The organism is Kordia sp. (assembly GCF_045105435.1).
Taxonomy (GTDB): Bacteria; Bacteroidota; Bacteroidia; order Flavobacteriales; family Flavobacteriaceae; genus Kordia.
Genome location: NZ_JBGCDL010000372.1, coordinates 21,197 through 41,713 on the forward strand (window position 1 = coordinate 21,197; position 20,517 = coordinate 41,713).

Sequence of the window (20,517 nt, forward strand, 5' to 3'; positions counted from 1 at the left end):
ATTATATATTCTTTACATTTAATTACATCATTCCTGGCATTCCTCCGCCCATTGGTGGCATTCCACCGCCAGCAGGAGCATCTTCTTTGATGTCGATCAATGCGCATTCTGTAGTTAAAATCATTCCAGATACAGAAGCTGCATTTTCCAATGCAATACGTGTTACTTTCTTCGGATCAATGATTCCAGCTTTAAGCATGTCTACATATTCGTCTGTTTTTGCATTGTAACCAAAGTCTTTTTTACCTTCCATTACTTTTGAAACAACAACACTTCCTTCGCCACCAGCGTTTGAAACAATGGTACGCAAAGGTTCTTCAATAGCACGTGCAATAATTTTTATACCTGTTACTTCGTCCAAATTATCAGTTGTAATATTTTCTAAAACACCTTTGGCACGAACTAATGCAACTCCACCACCAGCAACAATTCCTTCTTCAACGGCTGCTCTTGTAGCGTGTAACGCATCATCAACTCTGTCTTTTTTCTCCTTCATTTCTACTTCAGAAGCAGCTCCAACATATAAAACAGCAACTCCACCAGCTAATTTAGCCAAACGTTCTTGTAGTTTTTCTTTGTCATAGTCAGAAGTTGTCGATTCAATCTGTGCTTTTATTTGTCCAACACGCGTTTTGATCATATCTGGATCTCCAGCACCATTTACAATGGTTGTATTGTCTTTGTCAATTGTAATTTTTTCAGCAGAACCAAGTAAGTCAATTGTCGCGTTTTCTAAGGTGAAACCTCTTTCTTCCGAAATTACAGTTCCTCCTGTTAAAATAGCGATGTCTTCTAACATTGCTTTTCTACGGTCACCAAATCCTGGTGCTTTTACCGCGGCAATTTTTAAAGCGCCTCTTAATTTGTTTACTACTAAAGTTGCTAATGCTTCACCATCTACATCTTCAGCAATAATTAATAACGGTTTTCCTGTTTGTGCAACTGGTTCTAAAACGGGCATTAAGTCCTTCATTGAAGAAATTTTCTTATCAAATAATAAGATGTATGGACTTTCCAATTCAGCCTCCATTTTTTCAGAGTTCGTTACAAAATACGGAGATAAATATCCTCTGTCAAACTGCATTCCTTCTACTACATCTACAGTAGTATCGGTTCCTTTTGCTTCTTCAACAGTGATCACACCTTCTTTTCCAACTTTTCCGAATGCTTTTGCAATTAAATCTCCAACAACTTCGTCGTTATTTGCAGAAATAGATGCAATTTGTTTTATTTTTTCAGAAGAATCACCTACTTTTTTTGCTTGCTTGTTTAAGTCATCCACAATAGCAGCAACGGCTTTGTCAATTCCTCTTTTTAAATCCATTGGATTTGCACCAGCGGCAACATTTTTCAATCCTTCTTTTACAATTGCTTGCGCTAATACGGTTGCAGTTGTGGTTCCGTCACCAGCCAAATCATTTGTTCTGGAAGCAACTTCTTTTACCATTTGCGCTCCCATGTTTTCTAGTGCATCTTCAAGCTCAATTTCTTTTGCTACCGAAACACCATCTTTTGTTACTGATGGCGCACCAAATGATTTGCTAATGATTACGTTTCTTCCTTTTGGTCCTAAAGTTACTTTTACTGCATTTGCTAAAGCATCCACACCACGTTTTAGTCCGTCGCGTGCTTCAATATCAAATTTTATATCTTTTGCCATAATTTTTTAGTTGTTAGCTATTTGCAAGTGCATTTAGCTAGTTTGTTATGCTTTTTAATTAAATAATTGCTAAAATGTCATCTTCTCGCATGATGATGTAGTCTGCTCCTTCAAATTTAATTTCAGTTCCAGAGAACTTTCCATAAAGAACAGTGTCACCAACTTTTACCGTTAACGGTTCGTCTTTTTTACCTGATCCAATGGCAACTACAGTTCCTCGTTGTTGCTTTTCTTGTGCTGAATCTGGAATGTAAAGCCCTGAAGCAGTTTTTGTTGCTGCCGGCAATGGGGCAATCAAAACTCTATCTGCTAGTGGTTTGATATTAACTTTGCTCATTTTGTTGAATATTTAATATTTAATTGTTCGATTATTTACGGATAGCAAAGAGTCAGAAATTGTGCCATTGTACAAATGCTGACAAATTGAAATAAAAAAAATGCCAGCTTCTGACAAGCTGGCATTTTTTTATATGTTTTCACAATTAATCCTTACGGCGTACCACCATCTTCAGTTTTCGCTGGAGTGTTTGTTCCGTCTGTAGTATTTGTGTTTGTTTCTGTATTGTTTTCAACTGGTTGTGTTGTTTTTACATCTTCGCCAGAAAACTTTGAACGTTGTTCTGAAGCGCTTAAGTTTGTAAAGTTTGTTACAAGGATTAATACGATTAATATCGTTCCTAATGCCCACGTACTTTTATCTAAAAAGTCTGTCGTTTTCTGCACACCACCAATTTGTTGGTTTCCGCCACCGCCAAAAGAAGAAGATAATCCACCACCTTTTGGATTCTGTACCATTATTACTAGCATTAATAAGAATGCTACAATAAGGATTAAGACTATAAAAATGTAATAAGTTGAACTCATTGTATGTTAATTATTTTGTTGTAATTTTTTTATTGCTCGAATTTGGTCTGCAAAGAAACCACTTTTTTCTGGATATTTCAAAATTAAAATATTATAAGCTTTAATTGCTTTTTTATATTTCTTTTGTTCTAAATAAACTTTCGCCAAAGTTTCGGTCATAAGCATCGATTGATCGATAGTTACTTCGCTGGCAAGGTTGATTGTTTTTTCTAGTGTTGGCTTGGGTTTTATCTTCGGATTTGTGTCTATAAACTTGTCTATCAACTCAAATCTTTTTTCTTTTTCTTCTGTCGAAAGCGTGGTTTCAACTGGGCTTTCAATTGGCTTTTTAGCTGCAATTTTTTCTGCTGTTGGCTGTTTTTGACTTTCGTCAGAACGATCAATAGGTTGTAAATTGGTTAGTTGAAGCCATTCAGAAAAGGAATGTTTTTCTTTATTATTGAATGTTAACGGCTTTCCTAGTTGCAGGATTTCTTCTGGACTAGCTGTTGTCGCTTCTGCTGATTTTTTAGCTTTTTTGTCTTTCGATTTCTTCTTTTTCTTGTCCTTTTTAGATTTCTTTTGCTGTTTTTCTTCCGTAGCTTCAGTCTCAATTTCGATTTTATTCTCAACTTCCGCAGCTATTGGAATTGGAGTTTGCGTATGTTTCGGCAGAAATAAATCGGGATCGAGAATGGCATTTGCTTCTTGAAGCTTCGTTTTGATCGCTTCTTCCATACGAAGATTTTTATCAACCGTAACTTCTTCCACAGCAACTTCAATATCATTAATATTGTTGTGCGTTTCTTTGATAGCACTCGAAATTACATGTTGTTCAAAAGTTTTTGAAGTAATGAAATCAAATAGAATACTACGATCTGTCGTGTATGCCGCTGTAATTTTAAGATGTTGATTGTACTGAAAGCTATCTTGATTTTTTAATCCTTTTAAGTGTACTACACGCGCAGCCTGAAAGTACGGAAACTCTTTGGCGATCGCAGCAATGGCTTCTGTTTGTGAAGCATTGATGTGAATTGGATTTTGGAGTATGTATGTAAAATCAGAAATATTCATGTTACCAATTTGCTAAACTTGCGTTGAAAATATCTAGGTTTAAGCGTTCAAATATTTCTTGATGAGCCGTAGCCTTTACAGATGGTAATTGTGTAGTTGAAGGATAATCAAAAAAGAACGAAAAACGCTTATCAAAATCATCTTCTGGTCTGTTTTTGTGCGTAAAACGAATTTGTACACCTATTGTTAAACGGTTTTGTGCCGCGGTATTGTTGGCAGTTGCACTCATTGGAGATACACGATATTCTACAATTTCGCCTTCATATATCAAATCGCCATTAGCTCTTACCAAATCTAGACTTGTTTGGTTTTGAATAAAATCTTGTAAACCTTGTGTAAAATCTCTGTCGAGTCCAGGTTCAATAATTGGTGCATTGTTTTGGAAAAAGTTGACTTGATATGTTTTTGCATTCAAATCTCCTGTTCCTGTAAAGTTATAGCCGCAACTTACTACCGCAATAGTAACTATAAGTGTTGTGATGATGATTTTTATCTTTTTCATTGTACTGTTTTCTTGAATTTATAAATCAAATTGCTTGATTTTTCTGTATAAAGTTCGTTCAGAGATGCCTAATTCTTTGGCAGCAGCTTTTCGTTTTCCTTTGTTGCGTTCTAGTGCTTTTTTGATGAGTTCTAATTCTTTATCATGTAAGGAAAGCGTTTCTTCTTCTTCCACATCTTCTGCAAAATGATATTTGTCTGTTTCGGAAACGACTGTAACTTCGGGTGATATTGATAATAGTTTTACAGGAGCATTTGTTTCTTCTTCATGGAAAACTTCATCGTTTTCATCTTCGCCATATATTTTTTGGATAAGACTTTCATTGTCTTCTTTTACTTTTTGCGAAACGCCATTCTGCATTAATTCCATGGTGAGTTTCTTGAGATCGTTTAAATCACTTTTCATATCAAAAAGCACTTTGTACAGTATTTCACGTTCCGAACTAAAGTCACTTTCACTTTTTTCACTTTCAATCACAGCAGGTAAGTTTCCTGACGGATTTGGCAAATACTGACGTAACATTTCGGGCGTAATAGCTCTGTTTTTTTCCAATACAGAAATTTGCTCTGCTACATTTCGCAACTGACGAATGTTTCCATTCCAACGATATTTTGTCAGCATTTCCGTAGCATTTTCATCCAAACGAATGGAAGGCATTTTATACTTTAGGGCAAAGTCAGAAGCAAATTTTCTAAACAACAAGTGTATATCATCTTTTCGCGCACGCAATGGCGGAAGCAGAATTTCAACCGTACTTAAACGATAGTATAAATCTTCTCTGAATTTTCCTTTTTTGATCGCTTCAAACATGTTTACATTGGTTGCTGCGACAATACGTACGTTTGTTTTTTGCACTTTTGATGAACCTACTTTGATGAATTCACCATTTTCTAAGACTCTTAATAAACGGACTTGTGTTGTGAGTGGCAATTCGCCAACTTCATCCAAAAAAATGGTTCCGTTATCGGCAACTTCAAAATAACCGTTTCGAGTTTGTGTTGCACCTGTAAACGCACCTTTTTCGTGTCCAAAAAGTTCACTATCGATTGTGCCTTCTGGAATGGCTCCACAGTTTACAGCAATGTATTTTCCGTGTTTTCGATGCGAAAGTGAATGAATTATTTTAGGAATACTTTCCTTTCCAACTCCACTTTCACCTGTAACCAACACAGAAATATCGGTTGGCGAAACTTGCAAGGCTTTTTCTATAGCACGATTAAGCGCGGCATTGTTTCCAATGATTCCAAAACGTTGTTTGATCGCTTGTATGGATTCCATGTATTTTGAGGTTCTTTTTTTAGTTTATGTATTCAAATGTTTCGTCAATCGTAATCATTGTTCCATCAGAAATGGAAGGCACAGATGTAAATATAGTTCCGTTTCTACTTAAAATTCGCTCACCTGCATCATCATATTGAATGTCTAAAGTGGAACTTCCTTGTTGTGTAGTTACGCTTGTTACATTGTTTGTGCTGTAAATCATGGCTTGCCAATGCTCGTATTGATCATCGTATTCATCATTTAAAATAGAATAGATATACATGTCATTTAACGATAAACGCAACGGATTGGTGGTGTTGTCATGCATATATGTGTATGTGTTTGCATCTTGTCCAGTAATCACAACCGACGTTAAGTTTGTGTTGGCATCGTAGGAAATGTTTTCTGTTTTAATGACGGTTCCGCTTTCCATAGTTTCTCTTTTTATTAGCCTACTTGTGGTTTCATTAAAAGTGAATTTGGTGGTGGAATTGGTTCCCATTCTCATGCGCGTTATTTCGTTGTTTGCATGCGTAAATACGAATGTAAAATTTTCAGAAGCATCTTCTAAATCTTCGTAACGAATTTCATTTATTTTGTTGAGATTGTATTCTACAATCGTTCTATTGATAAGTACGCCATCAACCGAAGTTCGTACTTGTGTTACTCTACTATTTTCATCTCTGATAATGTTACCAACACCATTCACTGTAATTCCTAAAAAGGTAAACATGGTGTTTTGCGATAAAAATTGATTGTTCGCATTAATTACAAAATCGCTTATAAAAGTAGTTTCATCACCTAATCCTGACGAAAAGTTTTTTATATAGTCATAATCAGAAAGCTGCAAAGATCCAGTTGGTTCAGGAGTCGGATCTACAGGTTCCGGATCTACAGGATCGGTTGGTTCTTCTGATGTTGGTTCTGTGTAAATTCCGCCATCATAGGGTTCGTTATCACAAGAGAAACAACAAAAAGCCAGTATAATTGTGGTAAGCAAAACTGTTTTTTTCATTGGTATCGGTTTTAATGTTTTTGCGGTTTATGCTTTCAATTTAATATTGAAATGCTTCTGATTGTGTAATTACTACACCATCACCAAGATCAAAGTTTCCGTCTCTGCTTGTAATATCATCGTTGGCATTGTAGGTTACTGTTAAGTCTACATTGCCATCATTTGTTTCAATTCGAATCCAGTTATTGGTTCCGTGAAAAGTTGCCAACACACTTCCAACTTCACTATCATTTTCGCTATCAAACATTGAGAATAGAAATTGATCGTTGAAAACTGAATTTAACGGATTTGTAAAAGAATCGTATACAAACGTGTTATTTCCTGTATTTGCGCCTGTTACTGTAGAGTTTGTACAGTTTCCATTTACATACGTCAATACTTCTAGTTGTGTGCTTGTAGTTCCATCAAATGATTCTTTAGAAATTAACTGACTGTTAGAGTTGAACGTAAATACTGCCGATTGATTCGCAGCTGCATTTGTGCGTGTTACTGTAGTTCCGCTATATGCAAACGTGTACGTGTAATTTTCAGTACTATCGCCTAAATCTTCGTACGCTATTTGGGTAATATTGTCACCTGTGTACGTAATAGTAGTTCTGCTAGTTACACTTCCACTTTCCATACCTTCTACTTGAACTACTTTTCCATTTCCATCTCTAGTCAATGTGCTTATTGCATTTGTAGTAAAACCTAAAGCAGTTGCTTGAATATTTGCAGATACCACAAGGCCATTATTTACAACAAAGTCTGTATTTGTAATAATTTCTCCAAAAATGGGAACGTTTGAGTTTGTATCTAATGAATAGGCAGAAAGTGCTGAGCCGTTATTGCCGCCATTGTTGTTTCCACCGTTATTATTTCCGCCGTTGTTACCGCCACCAGTATTTCCGCCATTGCTGGAAGATTCTTCTATAACGACATTTGGATCTAAAAGTTCATCATCACAAGAAAAGCAGAAAAAAGCAAAGATTGCTGACGTGATTAATAATGTTTTTTTCATCTGTTTGTTTTTTATTTTTAGTAATTAGGTCAGATGGAATTCACCAATACAAGTTTCGTTTGTTATTGAAAGCTTGTTATGGTTCATTTCATAAGTTGAGTTTTTTTGATTGCTGCAAAACGCGTTTGCAATTAATTATTTACTGATAGTTCAATGGCTTCTCCAATAAGAGTTGCCGAAGTACAATCGGTTATTTTTACATTTACAAAGTCACCTGGTTTGTAGTTTTCTTTAGGAAAAACAACCACCGTATTTTCTGAAGATCTTCCTTTCCAATGTGCATCAGATTTTTTGGAAGTTCCTTCAATAAGCACTTCTTTTATTTTATGCAGTTGCGCTTTTGTATTGTGCGCACTGTGTTTTCGCTGCATTGCAATGATTTCTGCAAGCCTACGTTGTTTTACATCTTCGGGAATATCATCTTCCATTTTTCGGGCAGCCATCGTTCCTGGTCGTTCCGAATATGAAAACATATAACCAAATCCGTATTTTACATATTCCATTAATGATAAGGTGTCTTGGTGATCTTCTTCCGTTTCTGTTGGAAAACCAGCAATCATATCTTGCGAAATTCCACATTCTGGTAGTATTTCACGAATTTTATCAATTAATTGAAAATATTCTTCACGCGTATGCAAACGGTTCATTTCTTTTAAAATACGATTGCTTCCACTTTGTACAGGCAAGTGAATGTGATTGCAAATGTTTTGATGTTTTGCCATGACAAGAAATACATTTTCATGCATGTCTTGCGGATTTGATGTAGAAAATCGAATGCGTAATTTCGGAAATTTTACAGCTACCATATCGAGCAATTTTGCAAAATCGACTGCGGTTGCTTTTTGCATTTCAGACGCTTTTTCAAAATCTTTCTTCAAACCGCCACCGTACCATAAAAAACTGTCTACGTTTTGACCAAGAAGTGTTACTTCTTTGTAATTTTTATCGACTAATTCTTGAATTTCTTCTAAAATCGATTGCGGATCACGGCTTCGTTCACGTCCACGTGTAAAAGGAACCACACAAAACGTACACATATTATCGCAACCTCTAGTGATGGAAACCAATGCGTTAATTCCGTTTGAGTTTAAACGAACAGGTGAAATGTCTCCATAGGTTTCATCTTTCGAAAGCACTACATTTACGGCATTTCGCCCTTCATCAATTTCTTGTACTAAATTTGGTAAATCTTTGTAGGCATCTGGTCCAACAACCATATCTACAATTTTTTCTTCCTCCAAAAATTTGCTTTTTAAGCGTTCTGCCATGCAGCCCAAAACTCCTACTTTCATTTTAGGATTAAGTCTTTTTACTGCATTGTATTTTTCAAGACGTTTGCGCACAGTTTGTTCTGCTTTATCCCGAATAGAACAGGTGTTTACCAATACCAAATCGGCTTCTTCCAAACGATTTGTAGTATTGAATCCTTCTTTTGCTAAAATAGAAGCAACAACTTCGCTATCAGCAAAATTCATCTGACAGCCGTAACTTTCTATATATAACTTTCGTGTATTCTTTGGGTTTTCTGCTAAAACAATACGTTCTCCTTGCTTGCTTTCGTCAATAATCTTCTCCATGTAAATGTAATCTGAACCGTAATTTTTTTATCGAATAAGGTACAAAGATAGAATTATTTCAAAGATAGTGACATAATGACATGTTAAATACGTGCTTTTTCAACGCAACCTTTTTTAGATATCAGTATCTATCGTATATACCAATCACCAAAACAACACATCATGAAACTTAATTATATCTTTTTATGCATTGTAGGTTGTCTGTTTATTTCCTGTTCGGATGATACAGAATATGAATATATAAATATTGCAACGCCAATTACGATTAGTGTAGCAGAAATGCGTGCTTCGGTCGAAGTATTGCCGCCACAAAATATAGTAGAATCTGGAAAAATATATGCATACGAACAATACATTTTTGTCAATGATGTCGATAAAGGTGTGCATGTAATTGATAATAGAAATCCGTTGCAACCAAATATTATAAACTTTATAAAAATTCCATTAAATAGAGATGTTTCTGTAAAAGGAAATTATTTATATGCTGATAGCGGATTGGATGTTGTCGTTTTTGACATCAGTCAGATAGAAAGCATACAACAAGTGGAGCGTTTGGAAAATGTGATTGAAAACCATAGAGATACAGAATATCCTGAGAATGTTAGCTTTTTTAATTGGCCTTCAGATTTGCAAAGTGATGATATTATTATTGGTTGGGATATTACGGTAGAGCGCAGAGAAATTTTGGATGTTGAAACATTTGAAATATCGAATGCTTCAGATGGTTCTACAGGTTCTGGCGGATCGTTGGCACGTTTTAAAATTGTAGACGACTATCTATATGTAGTTGACAGTTACAAAATAAATGTGTTTGATATTCAAAACCTTGATGCGCCAATAAAAGTTAATGAAGAAGGAGTGACTTGGCAAGCAGAAACGATTTTTTATCAAGAAGATAAATTATTTATAGGAACACGAACAGGAATGTATATTTACGACATTACGCAGCCAAGTACACCGCAATATATTTCTGATTTTGATCATGCACGGTTTTGCGATCCTGTAGTAGTTGATGGCGATTATGCGTATGTAACACTTCGTGCAGGCGCAAGTTGTATGGACGGAGACACGCAAATGCTAGACAGCCGATTGGAAATTATCAACATTTCAGACATATACAATCCGCAATTAGAAGAAACATATATTATGGACGAACCCTATGGTTTGGGCGTAAAAGGTGAAAAATTATTCATCTGTGATGGCGCTTCTGGATTAAAAGTCTATAACAAGTCAGATATTTCAAATTTAGAATTATTACAAAACTACAACACAAACACTGCGTATGACGTCATTCCTTTACAGAACAAATTGTTGCTGATTGGCGGCAATACGCTCACACAATATAATTATACAAATACGGGAATTGAATTGATTAGTGAATTTACAATTCAATAATCACACTACTACAACAACTTTTTTACCCTGTATAGTAAAGAGTCTATTTTGAAAAAAATAGGCTCTTTTTTTATTTCTCGGGAACCTTTTTAAAATGGAGCGCGTCTATATAAATAGAACACAAATACAATTACACTATGAAAAAACAATTTGTAAAAATAGCGCTCATAATTTTTGTCGGACTCGTCACTTTTTCGTGTTCCGATTTAGATGATAACGAAGTAATAGGGACTGTAGCATTGGAAAATGTAATTCAAAAAGAATCAGAATTATTTGGTTTAATTGAACGCGTAGCCGAAACAGAAGACGAAGATGAAATTACTTGTATAAAATTTATCTACGCATTTACGATGCTAGAATTTAACGCCGATTTAATGGTGGTAAATGAATATATAGTTTCAAGTGATGCTAACTTTAGTTTTATACTTGAAAACATATCTGAAGGAAATAGTATCGGGATCAACTTTCCTATTCAAAGTATCTTAGAAAGTGGTGAAGAATTCCTAATTCAAAATAAAGATGAACTCAAACAAGCCATTGACGATTGTATAGATGTGCAGCAACAAGAAATTATTGGGCAATGCAATTTATTAGTGCAAGAATGTGTGTGGGTTGTAAGTCATGACGATGAAACCGAAGATGCGTATGAAAATTCCGTATTTGATGTCGCTGACAGCGGAACGTTTCAATTTTACAACAATGGCGAACTGCATGAAGGAACTTGGATTTTTTACTTTATAGAATACGAATTACACGCAAATGTTACGTTTGAAGAAGAAGGAACAACCGCAGATGACTGGAATTTTGATTGGAAGGTTGAAAATTTTTCCAGCGAAATGATGCAATTCACCAACGATGATATTAGTTTTACATTAACAAACGAATGCGAAGAAGAAAATTACTGTACACAACTCATCTTCTCGGAATGTGAAGGTGTTGATGGTTCGGAAATTTCAGAATTTATATTCGAAAATTACATACCTTGTATTTTGCAAATTGAAGATTTAGAAGCATTAACAGACGACGACAGCATTGCATTCTATGAAACACAAATGGACGCAGATGCTGAGGTTAATCCGCTTTCGCAAACATCCTATCAAAATACAACACAAGACCAAACCATTTTTGTGCGTATATATTATGGAACAAGTGACGAATTTTTCATCATTCCGATAACAATCAGATCGACAACTTGCTAAAAACAATTCAAATACAAAACAACCAAATAGGGCAAACGTTTTTGGAAAACGCAAACGAAGCAACATATAACATTAGGGCATTAACCAAAGGCGATGAGCGTGCGCAAAAAGCAGTTTATGAAACCTTTGCGCCCAAAATGTTAGCGGCGTGCTGCAACTTTATTTCCGATAAAACTTTGGCGGAAGAAGTAATGCACAATGGTTTTGTAAAAGTGTTTTTCAACATAAAAAAATATAAAAACGAAGGAAGTTTTGAAGGTTGGATCCGTAAAATCATGATCCGAGAAAGCTTATCATTTCTGCGGAAGAAAAAATTTATCATCGCATCGCAAAGTGACGTGATCTTAGAAAAACAAAAAACCTATCAAAAACCAGTAGAAGAAGTTTCGGAAATTCAACGACTCATTGAGCAACTTCCAATAGAATTTAAGTTAGTATTCAATCTATATGCAATAGAAGGATATTCGCACAAAGAAATATCTGAACTATTAAAAATACCAGAAACAACTTCAAAAACACGCTTATTTAGAGCGCGAAAACTGTTAAAAGAACAATTGCAAACCATAAAAAAGGCTCATGGAAGATTTTGATTACATAGATGCGCTTGCTAAAACAGCGCTTTCCGATCGTACAGCGAAACCTTCTGCGGATGGCTGGAATGTGGTGCAACAAAAAATGAAGCGTAAAAAACGCAAACGACTCATTATATATATTGTCTTACTGGCGCTATTTTGCTCGTTAGGAATATATGTTGGCGTAAATTCTGAAACAACTATTGATGCAAATGCAATTTCAAATTCGAACAAAAATATAGAGCAATTAAATTCAACCAAAAATAAAAATACAGAAACCAACGCAAATTCAGTTTCGAGTTTAAACTCAAACTCAAACTCAAACTCAAACTCAAACTCAACTTCAAGTTCAAGTTCAAGTTCAACTTCAATCGTGAATGATGCCAGTCAAGCTGGAACGAACACTTCAGTGATGCAATCGGAATCGCAAACAAAAAATCAGCGCCAAACTACTAACAACATGCGTGGAGCTAAAAATGGTATTGTACAAACGCAGACTGGTGTCAATTCACGATTTAATAGTACAAAAAGAAAGGCTTCAGTGAATGTTTTAAATATGTCGACAAAATCCAATAAGGAAAATAAATTTGGAAGTAAAAGGGATGTGATATATGCAGAAGGAGAAGAAATATTCTACTTAAACGCAGCAGGATTAAAAATAAATCCTTGGAAATTGGTAACGCCAGACAGGCTTAAAAAGAAGCGAAAAAAGAAGAAACAATCTAAAAAAGTAAAGGAAGCCTATGGCAACCTTGATCTCATGGTAGGTTTCAATGGTTTTGTAAAGTCAAACGATTATAAATTAGTTGGCTCCTATGTATTTGAGTTGTCATATGCGAAAGAAAAAAAGTTAAAAAACAACTATGAGTTTAACTACGGAGGAGCATTGCAATTCAGAAATTTACGTTTCAAAAAGGATTCATTAAGCTTCAATAGAGGGGAATTAAGTTTAAACGCGCACTCGAGCCTCGAAAAACGCTATGGAAACTTTGGAGTAGAAGCTGGAGTATATACTGGATATGAGTTGTATTCGCCCAACAATGACTTTTTTAGTGAAAAAAACATCAATTTATTTGAGCGAAAAATTAATTATGGTCTTTTCTCTATTTTACACTATAAAAAAGTTGGATTGGTTTTCAAATATGAATTCTCACCATACATAAATTACCTCGGAGAAAAGAAATTTGGAGCATTTACTATAGGTGTAAAATATGATTTTTGAAGTAGCAAAAAGTAAAATAGTACAGATGTTAAAAAACTGGAAACATAAAAAAAAGTGCCCGTTTTTAAAAAATCTACCTACTTTTGTACTTTGAAAAAATAATATATGGCAAAGAATCTGGTAATTGTTGAGTCACCTGCAAAGGCAAAAACGATTGAAAAATTTCTTGGAAAAGATTACAAAGTAGAATCAAGTTTTGGTCACATTGCGGATTTACCTTCCAAAGAATTAGGTGTAAATGTTGATGGCGATTTTGAGCCTGAATATATTGTCTCTGACGATAAAAAAGCAGTAGTAAAAAAATTAAAAGACTTAGCGAAGAAAGCAGAAATTGTTTGGCTCGCTAGTGATGAGGATCGCGAAGGAGAAGCAATTGCATGGCATTTAGCAGAAACATTAAAGCTTACGCCAGAACGTACAAAACGAATTGTATTTCACGAAATTACCAAAACGGCAATCTTAAAAGCTATTGACAATCCAAGAGATATAGATTACAACTTAGTAAACGCACAACAAGCACGTAGAATCTTAGACAGATTGGTAGGATACGAGTTGTCGCCAGTACTTTGGAGAAAAGTAAAAGGCGGATTGTCTGCCGGACGTGTACAATCGGTTTCAGTACGTTTAATCGTAGAACGCGAACGTAGCATTCAAGACTTTAAACCACAAGTATCTTTCAAAGTTGCAGCTGAATTCTTAAACTCAAAAGGGAAAAAATTCAAAGCAAGACTCAATAAAACATTTCCAACGCATCAAGAAGCAAAAGATTTCTTAGCTAAAAATGTAGGTGCCGATTTTAAAATTGCAAACTTAGAAACCAAGCCAGCAAAAAAATCGCCAGCCGCACCATTTACCACATCAACACTACAACAAGAAGCATCGCGAAAGCTATATTTCTCAGTAAGTAAAACAATGACCTTAGCGCAACGCTTGTACGAAGCAGGTTATATTACGTATATGAGAACGGATAGTGTGAATCTTTCTAACGACGCAAAAACTGCGGCGCAGGAAGAAATCATTCGTTCGTACGGTGAAGAATACAGTCACCCAAGAAACTACAAAAGCAAAGCAAAAGGTGCACAAGAAGCGCATGAGGCTATTCGTCCGACCAACATGGAAAACCATTCGGTTGATGCAGAATACGATCAAGTGCGTTTATATGAATTAATTTGGAAACGTACACTAGCTTCACAAATGAGTGATGCAAAACTAGAACGTACCAATGTAAAAATAGAAGCCAATACACATGGCGAACGTTTTACAGCAAACGGAGAAGTATTAAAGTTTGAAGGTTTCCTAAAAGTATACCTTGAAGGAAAAGATGATGACGATGAAGAACAAGATGGAATGTTGCCAGCATTATTTGTGGGAGAACAACTTGCAAACGAATTCATCTCCGCAACACAACGGTATACAAAAGCACCATACCGATTTACGGAAGCTTCTTTAGTAAAACAATTGGAAGAGTTAGGAATTGGACGACCATCTACATATGCGCCAACAATTTCTACCATTCAAAACAGAGGATACGTCGAAAAAGGTACGGTTGAAGGTGTAGAAAGACAATACGAGCAACTTACCTTAAAAGGAGATAAAATCATAGAAAAAGAACTCACTGAAAAAGTAGGTTCGGACAAAGGGAAATTAGTGCCAACCGATATTGGAATGATTGTAAATGATTTCTTGGTGAAAAATTTCGCTTCAATTCTTGATTATAACTTTACTGCAAAAGTAGAGCAAGACTTTGATGACATTGCTTCTGGAAACGAAGAATGGAAAGTAATGATGAAAAGTTTCTACAAGGACTTTCATCCAAAAGTAGAAGATGTAAAAGAAAATGCTGAACGTGAATCTGGCGAACGTATCTTAGGAAAAGATCCGGAAACGGGAAAACAAGTCAGCGTGCGTTTAGGAAAGTTTGGGCCAATGGTGCAAATTGGAACGGTAGACGATGAAGAAAAGCCTAAATTTGCTAGTTTAAGCCCAGATCAGCAATTAAATACCATTACCTACGAACAAGCTATGGATTTATTCCAATTGCCAAAAGCACTTGGAGAATACAAAGGTGAAACTGTTGAGGTAAATAACGGTCGTTACGGTCCGTATGTGAAATTTGGTAAAAAATTCATTTCCTTAGACAAAGGAGAAGATCCGCTAAGTGTGGAAATGGACAGAGCAATGGAGTTAATTGTAGCACGTGAAAAAGCAGATGCGCCAATTGCACAATACGAAACACATAATGTTACCAAAGGAGTTGGGCGTTTTGGTCCTTTCTTAAAATGGAACGGAATCTTTATCAATGTCAATAAAAAATATGATTTTGATAATCTTTCTCAGGCAGATATTGAAGAACTCATCGAAGACAAAAAACAAAAAGAACGCGATAAAGTAATTCATAACTGGGAAGAAGAAGGTATTCGTGTCGAAAAAGCACGATGGGGAAGAAGTAACATTCTCAAAGGAAAAATAAAAATAGAACTTCCAAAAACGGTCGATGCAACAAAATTGACTTTAGAAGAAGTTCAAAAAATGATTGAAGCAAAAGCTCCAAAGAAAAAAACCAAAGCAAAGGCAAAAGCGAAACCAAAAGCTAAAAAATAATGGAGTTTGAGTTTTTATCGCCTGTCAATGATTTATTGGTGGCGCATACTGAATTATTATCGCCACATGCATTGGGAAACCAAATAGACATTCACACGTCCAAAAAAGGGCTTCCAGAATCGATTGCAGTAGCAAAATTTGCAATTATCGCAGTGCTTGAAAATCGAAGCGATATCAATTATTTGGGCGAAAGTTTAGATTTGTTAGAAATTCGAAAAGCGTTATACAGTCTCTATCCAGGAAACTGGAGTCATAAAATGGTAGACTTAGGAAATCTTCAAAAAGGAGATACCGTTGAGGATACCTATGCGGCACTCAAAAGAATCATGGAGTCGTTAATAAAAAAAGACATCATTCCTGTTATTTTAGGAGGAAGTCAAGATTTAATGTATGCCATGTACCGTGCGTACGACAATTTAGAGCAAACGGTTAATATTGTAAATGTAGATAGTAAATTTGATTTTGGTGCCATAACAAACTCGATGAGTAACCATTCGTATATGGGAAAAATAATCACCGAGGCGCCACATAATTTATTTAATTATAGTAATATTGGATACCAAACCTATTTCAATTCGCAAGAAGAAATAGACTTAATGCAAAAACTATTCTTTGATGCATATCGTTTAGGGAATGTTTCAAATGACATAAGCATTGTAGAACCGATTACACGTGATGCCGATATTGTCGGAATTGATTTATCTGCGGTAAAAGCCTCAGAAGTAAGTGGAAATCAAAATACGTCGCCAAATGGTTTGGATGGAAAAGAAATATGTGCAATTAGCCGTTACGCGGGAATAAGTGATAAAGTATCTTCGTTTGGAGTTTTTGAATACCGAAATTCCAAAGATGAAGAAATTACCGCGATGTTAGTAGCGCAAATGATTTGGTATTTCATTGAAGGAGTCAATTATCGTGTAAAAGACTATCCATTTACATCAAAAGACGACTATTTAAAGTATATAGTGCCAAATGATGTAGAAGAAATGATTTTTTACAAGAGTAATAAAACTGAAAGATGGTGGATAGAAATACCATTTATTTCAAGTTTGAATAATAAATTAAAAAGACATACGTTATTACCTTGCACACACCAAGATTATTTGAATGCATGCAATCAAATTATCCCTGAAAGATGGTGGATGGCGTATAAAAAGAGTATAAATTAATTAAGCGTGTTAACAAAACCTTAAATTGATATTTAAAAAAAGCGATTTAAAACCATTAGTTTTTAGAATAAAAAATTGTTTTTTTAAAAATAAATAGATAGGTTTACGCCCTTAAAATCTATAAAAAACGTATTAACCTCAATAATTCCGTATGAAAAAGATTGTTGTATTAACAGCCGTTTTAGCATTTCTTTATAGCTGTGGTTCTAAAGACAGAGGTGAGCTAGTCGGTGTCAAAGGTAAAAAATGGCACCCTGAAAAACCTTATGGTATGTCGCTAGTTCCCGGTGGTTCCTTTATTATGGGTAAGTCAGATGATGACATTGCTCAGACTAAAAACGCACCAACTAAAACAGTAACAGTTCCATCGTTCTATATGGATGAAACTGAAATTACGAATAGTGAATATAGAGAATTTGTGTACTGGGTTCGTGATTCTACCATTAGAACTAAACTGGCAATTCTTGCCGATGAAGAAGGTAAAACTGATCCTGACGAAGATGGAATTGCAAAATACATTTTTAAAGATGCCGACACAACGGACATGACTGCTTGGCAAAAGTATAACATAGATAACTATGCAGGAATGGGACCTACTGGATACGAAGGTAGACGCCTAAACCAAGATGTAGATTTAATTTGGGATTACTCTGAAATTCCAGATGAATTCTATGCGGAAGTAATGGACTCTATGTTAATTCCTGAAGCAGAATCATACAATGGACAGCGTACAATCGATTGGACAAAAGTGCGTTTCCAATATACATGGATGGATATTCAAGCTGCAGCCAAGAACAAAGGGATGAAGCGTACAAAATTCATCAAAAGAGAAAACTTAGAAATCTATCCAGATACTACAGTATGGATTAGAGACTTTGAATACTCATACAATGAGCCAATGCATAACGATTACTTTTGGCACGATGCATACAATCAATATCCAGTAGTAGGAGTTACTTGGAAACAAGCAAAAGCATTTTGTGAGTGGAGAACACTTAAAAAGAATATCTACAGAAAAGAAAGAAAGCGTCACCAAATCAATAAATTCAGATTACCATCTGAAGCAGAGTGGGAATACGCAGCAAGAGGTGGACTCGAAGGAGCAACGTATCCTTGGGGAGGACCTTACACAATGAACGACAGAGGTTGTTTCTTGGCAAACTTCAAGCCATTACGAGGGAACTATGCAGCAGATCAAGCGTTATATACGGTTGAAGGAGATGCATTTGAACCAAACGACTTCAATCTTTACAACATGGCAGGAAATGTAGCAGAATGGACGGCGTCATCGTATGACCCAAGTTCATACGAATACATGTCTACAATGAGTCCAAATGTAAATGATACACTAAACACACGTAAAGTTATTCGTGGAGGATCATGGAAAGATGTTGAGTACTTCTTACAAGTAAGTACAAGAGACTACGAGTACAAAGATTCAGCAAGAAGTTACATTGGTTTCAGAACGGTACAAAGCTACATGGGAACTGACGTAATTGGAACAGGCAAACAATAAAAAAAACAATCCTAATACTAAAAATAAACCTTACCAAGGTTAACCCGAACACTTAAATTTATTAACTAAACACTAAACTAAAAATTAGATTATTATGGCAAAGAATGGCAAGATCACGCTTACGAACATGGTATATGGACTTGGAGCGGCAATTGTAATTGTAGGAGCATTATTTAAAATTCAACACTGGCCTTACGCAAGTGAAATCCTAACACTTGGAATGATTGTAGAAGCACTAGTATTTACATATTCAGCCTTTGAAAGACAAACATCTGAACTAGATTGGTCATTAGTATATCCTGAATTATCAGGAGGATCTGCTAAGGCGAAAGCTAAAAAACAAGAAGCAACAGATGCAGAAGGATTATTAACAAAAAAAATAGATATCCTATTAAAAGACGCAAGAAGAGATGGCGAATTAATGAGTAGCTTAGGAGAAAGTATTCGTAGTTTCGAAGGAGCTGCAAAAGGAATCTCTCCAACAGTTGATGCAATTTCTTCTACTAAAAAGTACGGAGAACAAATGTCTTTAGCTGCAGCACAAATGGAATCTTTAAATAGCCTTTATAAAGTACAGATGGATAGCGCAAATCGTCAAGCAGCAATCAACGAAGAAGCTGTAGAGAACGCTGCGAAGTTAAAAGATCAAATGCAATCATTAGCATCTAACTTATCATCATTAAATGGTGTATATGGAGGAATGTTATCTGCAATGAACAAAAACTAATTAGTATTTATTACTTAATTCAACAAAAATTAACAAAAAAAACTAATTAGAAATGGCAGGAGGAAAAGCATCTGCAAGGCAGAAAATGATTAACCTGATGTACTTAGTATTTATTGCAATGATGGCAATGAATATGTCAAAAGAAGTACTATCAGCTTTCGGATTAATGGATACTAAGTTTGAAAGAGCAAACTTAGCAACAAGTGAAAGAAACACAGCACTATTAGATGACTTACAGAAAAAAGGTGACGAAAAGCCAGAGGAATTTATGATTCCAGCGGCAAAAGCCAAAGAAGTAAGTATAGCATCTGAAGAATTCTACAATTATTTAGCAGGATTAAAGAAAAAGTTATTAGAAAAAGGAAAGTATGAAGTAGATAAAGAAACTAATTTGCTTCCTTTTGAAGAAATGGATAAAACCGATATCTTAGATGTAGCTTGGTTTACAGGTGACGGACTTACCAAAGAAGGTAAAGAAGTAATGGCTAAAGTTGAAGCATACAAAACTAGAGTTAGAGAAATTTTAGGAGCAGATATCAAGTATACAAAAGCTTTAGAAAGCTTTGAAGAATTATTCAGTACAGGTAAAGTAACTAATAAAGATGGTAAAGAAATCGATTGGTTAAATTATAACTTCCAAGGTTTTCCAGCAATTGCATCATATACAAAGTTAACAGCTATGCAAAATGATGTAAAAGTAACGGAAGCTAATATGATGAACTTATTCTTAGGAAACGTACTAACAGACGCAGTATCACTAAACAAATACCAAGCAATTATACTTTCTGAAAAATCAGCTTTTTTCGCGGGTGAAAAATTCCAAGGAAAAGTAGTTATAGGAAAATATGCGAAAGTACCACCAACAAAATTAGTAGTTCAAGGAAAAGAAATCAACTTGAGTGAAGCTATTGATCCAACTGGAGCAGCAACACTAGACTTCAATGTTGGAAATGTTGGAGAACATGATATTGAAGGTAAATTTACTTTCACAGAAGATGGTAAGCCACTTGAAATTCCAATCAAAGGAAACTATGTAGTAGTACCACGTCCAAACTCAGCTACAATTTCTGCTGATAAAATGAACGTAGTATACCGTGGTGTTGTAAACCCAATGACAATTTCTTTTGCAGGTGTATCTGATAACAAAGTTGTTGCCAATGCGCCAGGATTAAGCAAAGTTGGAAA

The 20,517-nt window shown here is 35.3% G+C and carries 18 protein-coding genes; 9 read left to right on the forward strand and 9 right to left on the reverse strand.

Annotated features, from left to right (window positions below):
• Positions 1 to 22: 22 nt before the first annotated feature.
• From groL to miaB, 9 genes are all read right to left on the reverse strand, one after another.
• Entirely contained in the window at positions 23 to 1,660 is a 1,638-nt protein-coding gene (gene groL / locus AB8B65_RS18915; RefSeq protein ID WP_405302844.1) for a chaperonin GroEL, read from the reverse strand.
• A 58-nt stretch (positions 1,661 to 1,718) separates the two neighbouring features.
• Positions 1,719 to 1,997, reverse strand: a complete 279-nt coding sequence (groES, locus tag AB8B65_RS18920) for a co-chaperone GroES (RefSeq protein ID WP_405302845.1) — start codon at positions 1,995 to 1,997, stop codon at positions 1,719 to 1,721.
• A gap of 152 nt (positions 1,998 to 2,149) precedes the next feature.
• The gene (gene secG, locus AB8B65_RS18925; RefSeq protein WP_405302846.1) at positions 2,150 to 2,524 is read right to left on the reverse strand and encodes a preprotein translocase subunit SecG; all 375 of its coding nucleotides are present in this window, start codon (positions 2,522 to 2,524) and stop codon (positions 2,150 to 2,152) included.
• Between the two features lie 6 nt (positions 2,525 to 2,530).
• A complete protein-coding gene (locus AB8B65_RS18930; RefSeq protein WP_405302847.1) occupies positions 2,531 to 3,577 on the reverse strand; it encodes a hypothetical protein in 1,047 nt (348 codons plus the stop codon).
• Position 3,578: 1 nt separating this feature from the next.
• Positions 3,579 to 4,079 carry an LptE family protein gene (locus tag AB8B65_RS18935; RefSeq protein ID WP_405302848.1) on the reverse strand — a complete coding sequence of 167 codons (501 nt, stop codon included), beginning with the start codon at positions 4,077 to 4,079 and terminating at the stop codon, positions 3,579 to 3,581.
• An 18-nt stretch (positions 4,080 to 4,097) separates the two neighbouring features.
• Complete coding sequence (locus AB8B65_RS18940; protein ID WP_405302849.1) at positions 4,098 to 5,357, reverse strand: sigma-54 interaction domain-containing protein; 1,260 nt, start codon at positions 5,355 to 5,357, stop codon at positions 4,098 to 4,100.
• A 19-nt stretch (positions 5,358 to 5,376) separates the two neighbouring features.
• On the reverse strand, positions 5,377 to 6,354 hold the full coding sequence (locus tag AB8B65_RS18945) for a hypothetical protein (RefSeq protein ID WP_405302850.1): 978 nt from the start codon (positions 6,352 to 6,354) through the stop codon (positions 5,377 to 5,379).
• Between the two features lie 40 nt (positions 6,355 to 6,394).
• The gene (locus AB8B65_RS18950) at positions 6,395 to 7,354 is read right to left on the reverse strand and encodes a hypothetical protein (protein ID WP_405302851.1); all 960 of its coding nucleotides are present in this window, start codon (positions 7,352 to 7,354) and stop codon (positions 6,395 to 6,397) included.
• Positions 7,355 to 7,485: 131 nt separating this feature from the next.
• Positions 7,486 to 8,931, reverse strand: coding sequence for a tRNA (N6-isopentenyl adenosine(37)-C2)-methylthiotransferase MiaB (gene miaB, locus AB8B65_RS18955; protein WP_405302852.1), 1,446 nt, complete (start codon positions 8,929 to 8,931; stop codon positions 7,486 to 7,488).
• A gap of 162 nt (positions 8,932 to 9,093) precedes the next feature.
• Between miaB and AB8B65_RS18960 the strand changes: the two genes are divergently transcribed.
• From AB8B65_RS18960 to gldM, 9 genes are all read left to right on the forward strand, one after another.
• Complete coding sequence (locus AB8B65_RS18960; protein WP_405302853.1) at positions 9,094 to 10,326, forward strand: LVIVD repeat-containing protein; 1,233 nt, start codon at positions 9,094 to 9,096, stop codon at positions 10,324 to 10,326.
• A 137-nt stretch (positions 10,327 to 10,463) separates the two neighbouring features.
• On the forward strand, positions 10,464 to 11,525 hold the full coding sequence (locus AB8B65_RS18965) for a hypothetical protein (protein ID WP_405302854.1): 1,062 nt from the start codon (positions 10,464 to 10,466) through the stop codon (positions 11,523 to 11,525).
• Positions 11,519 to 12,115, forward strand: a complete 597-nt coding sequence (locus AB8B65_RS18970; RefSeq protein WP_405302855.1) for an RNA polymerase sigma factor — start codon at positions 11,519 to 11,521, stop codon at positions 12,113 to 12,115. The genes AB8B65_RS18965 and AB8B65_RS18970 overlap by 7 nt, the downstream gene beginning before the upstream one ends.
• A complete protein-coding gene (locus AB8B65_RS18975) occupies positions 12,102 to 13,319 on the forward strand; it encodes a hypothetical protein (protein WP_405302856.1) in 1,218 nt (405 codons plus the stop codon). Before AB8B65_RS18970 ends, AB8B65_RS18975 begins: the two co-directional genes overlap by 14 nt.
• A gap of 105 nt (positions 13,320 to 13,424) precedes the next feature.
• Positions 13,425 to 15,920 carry a type I DNA topoisomerase gene (gene topA / locus AB8B65_RS18980; protein WP_405302857.1) on the forward strand — a complete coding sequence of 832 codons (2,496 nt, stop codon included), beginning with the start codon at positions 13,425 to 13,427 and terminating at the stop codon, positions 15,918 to 15,920.
• Complete coding sequence (locus AB8B65_RS18985; protein WP_405302858.1) at positions 15,920 to 17,089, forward strand: formimidoylglutamase; 1,170 nt, start codon at positions 15,920 to 15,922, stop codon at positions 17,087 to 17,089. Before topA ends, AB8B65_RS18985 begins: the two co-directional genes overlap by 1 nt.
• A gap of 151 nt (positions 17,090 to 17,240) precedes the next feature.
• On the forward strand, positions 17,241 to 18,605 hold the full coding sequence (gldK, locus tag AB8B65_RS18990) for a gliding motility lipoprotein GldK (protein WP_405302859.1): 1,365 nt from the start codon (positions 17,241 to 17,243) through the stop codon (positions 18,603 to 18,605).
• Positions 18,606 to 18,699: 94 nt separating this feature from the next.
• Positions 18,700 to 19,332, forward strand: a complete 633-nt coding sequence (gldL, locus tag AB8B65_RS18995) for a gliding motility protein GldL (protein ID WP_405302860.1) — start codon at positions 18,700 to 18,702, stop codon at positions 19,330 to 19,332.
• A gap of 52 nt (positions 19,333 to 19,384) precedes the next feature.
• The coding region (gene gldM / locus AB8B65_RS19000; protein WP_405302861.1) for a gliding motility protein GldM at positions 19,385 to 20,517 on the forward strand (1,133 nt) is incomplete at its 3' end.

Coding starts and splice junctions, on each gene's coding strand:
- groL (WP_405302844.1), bottom strand. CDS start 1,660: ATGGCAAAAGATATAAAATTTGATATTGAAGCACGCGACGGACTAAAA.
- groES (WP_405302845.1), bottom strand. CDS start 1,997: ATGAGCAAAGTTAATATCAAACCACTAGCAGATAGAGTTTTGATTGCC.
- secG (WP_405302846.1), bottom strand. CDS start 2,524: ATGAGTTCAACTTATTACATTTTTATAGTCTTAATCCTTATTGTAGCA.
- AB8B65_RS18930 (WP_405302847.1), bottom strand. CDS start 3,577: ATGAATATTTCTGATTTTACATACATACTCCAAAATCCAATTCACATC.
- AB8B65_RS18935 (WP_405302848.1), bottom strand. CDS start 4,079: ATGAAAAAGATAAAAATCATCATCACAACACTTATAGTTACTATTGCG.
- AB8B65_RS18940 (WP_405302849.1), bottom strand. CDS start 5,357: ATGGAATCCATACAAGCGATCAAACAACGTTTTGGAATCATTGGAAAC.
- AB8B65_RS18945 (WP_405302850.1), bottom strand. CDS start 6,354: ATGAAAAAAACAGTTTTGCTTACCACAATTATACTGGCTTTTTGTTGT.
- AB8B65_RS18950 (WP_405302851.1), bottom strand. CDS start 7,354: ATGAAAAAAACATTATTAATCACGTCAGCAATCTTTGCTTTTTTCTGC.
- miaB (WP_405302852.1), bottom strand. CDS start 8,931: ATGGAGAAGATTATTGACGAAAGCAAGCAAGGAGAACGTATTGTTTTA.
- AB8B65_RS18960 (WP_405302853.1), top strand. CDS start 9,094: ATGAAACTTAATTATATCTTTTTATGCATTGTAGGTTGTCTGTTTATT.
- AB8B65_RS18965 (WP_405302854.1), top strand. CDS start 10,464: ATGAAAAAACAATTTGTAAAAATAGCGCTCATAATTTTTGTCGGACTC.
- AB8B65_RS18975 (WP_405302856.1), top strand. CDS start 12,102: ATGGAAGATTTTGATTACATAGATGCGCTTGCTAAAACAGCGCTTTCC.
- topA (WP_405302857.1), top strand. CDS start 13,425: ATGGCAAAGAATCTGGTAATTGTTGAGTCACCTGCAAAGGCAAAAACG.
- AB8B65_RS18985 (WP_405302858.1), top strand. CDS start 15,920: ATGGAGTTTGAGTTTTTATCGCCTGTCAATGATTTATTGGTGGCGCAT.
- gldK (WP_405302859.1), top strand. CDS start 17,241: ATGAAAAAGATTGTTGTATTAACAGCCGTTTTAGCATTTCTTTATAGC.
- gldL (WP_405302860.1), top strand. CDS start 18,700: ATGGCAAAGAATGGCAAGATCACGCTTACGAACATGGTATATGGACTT.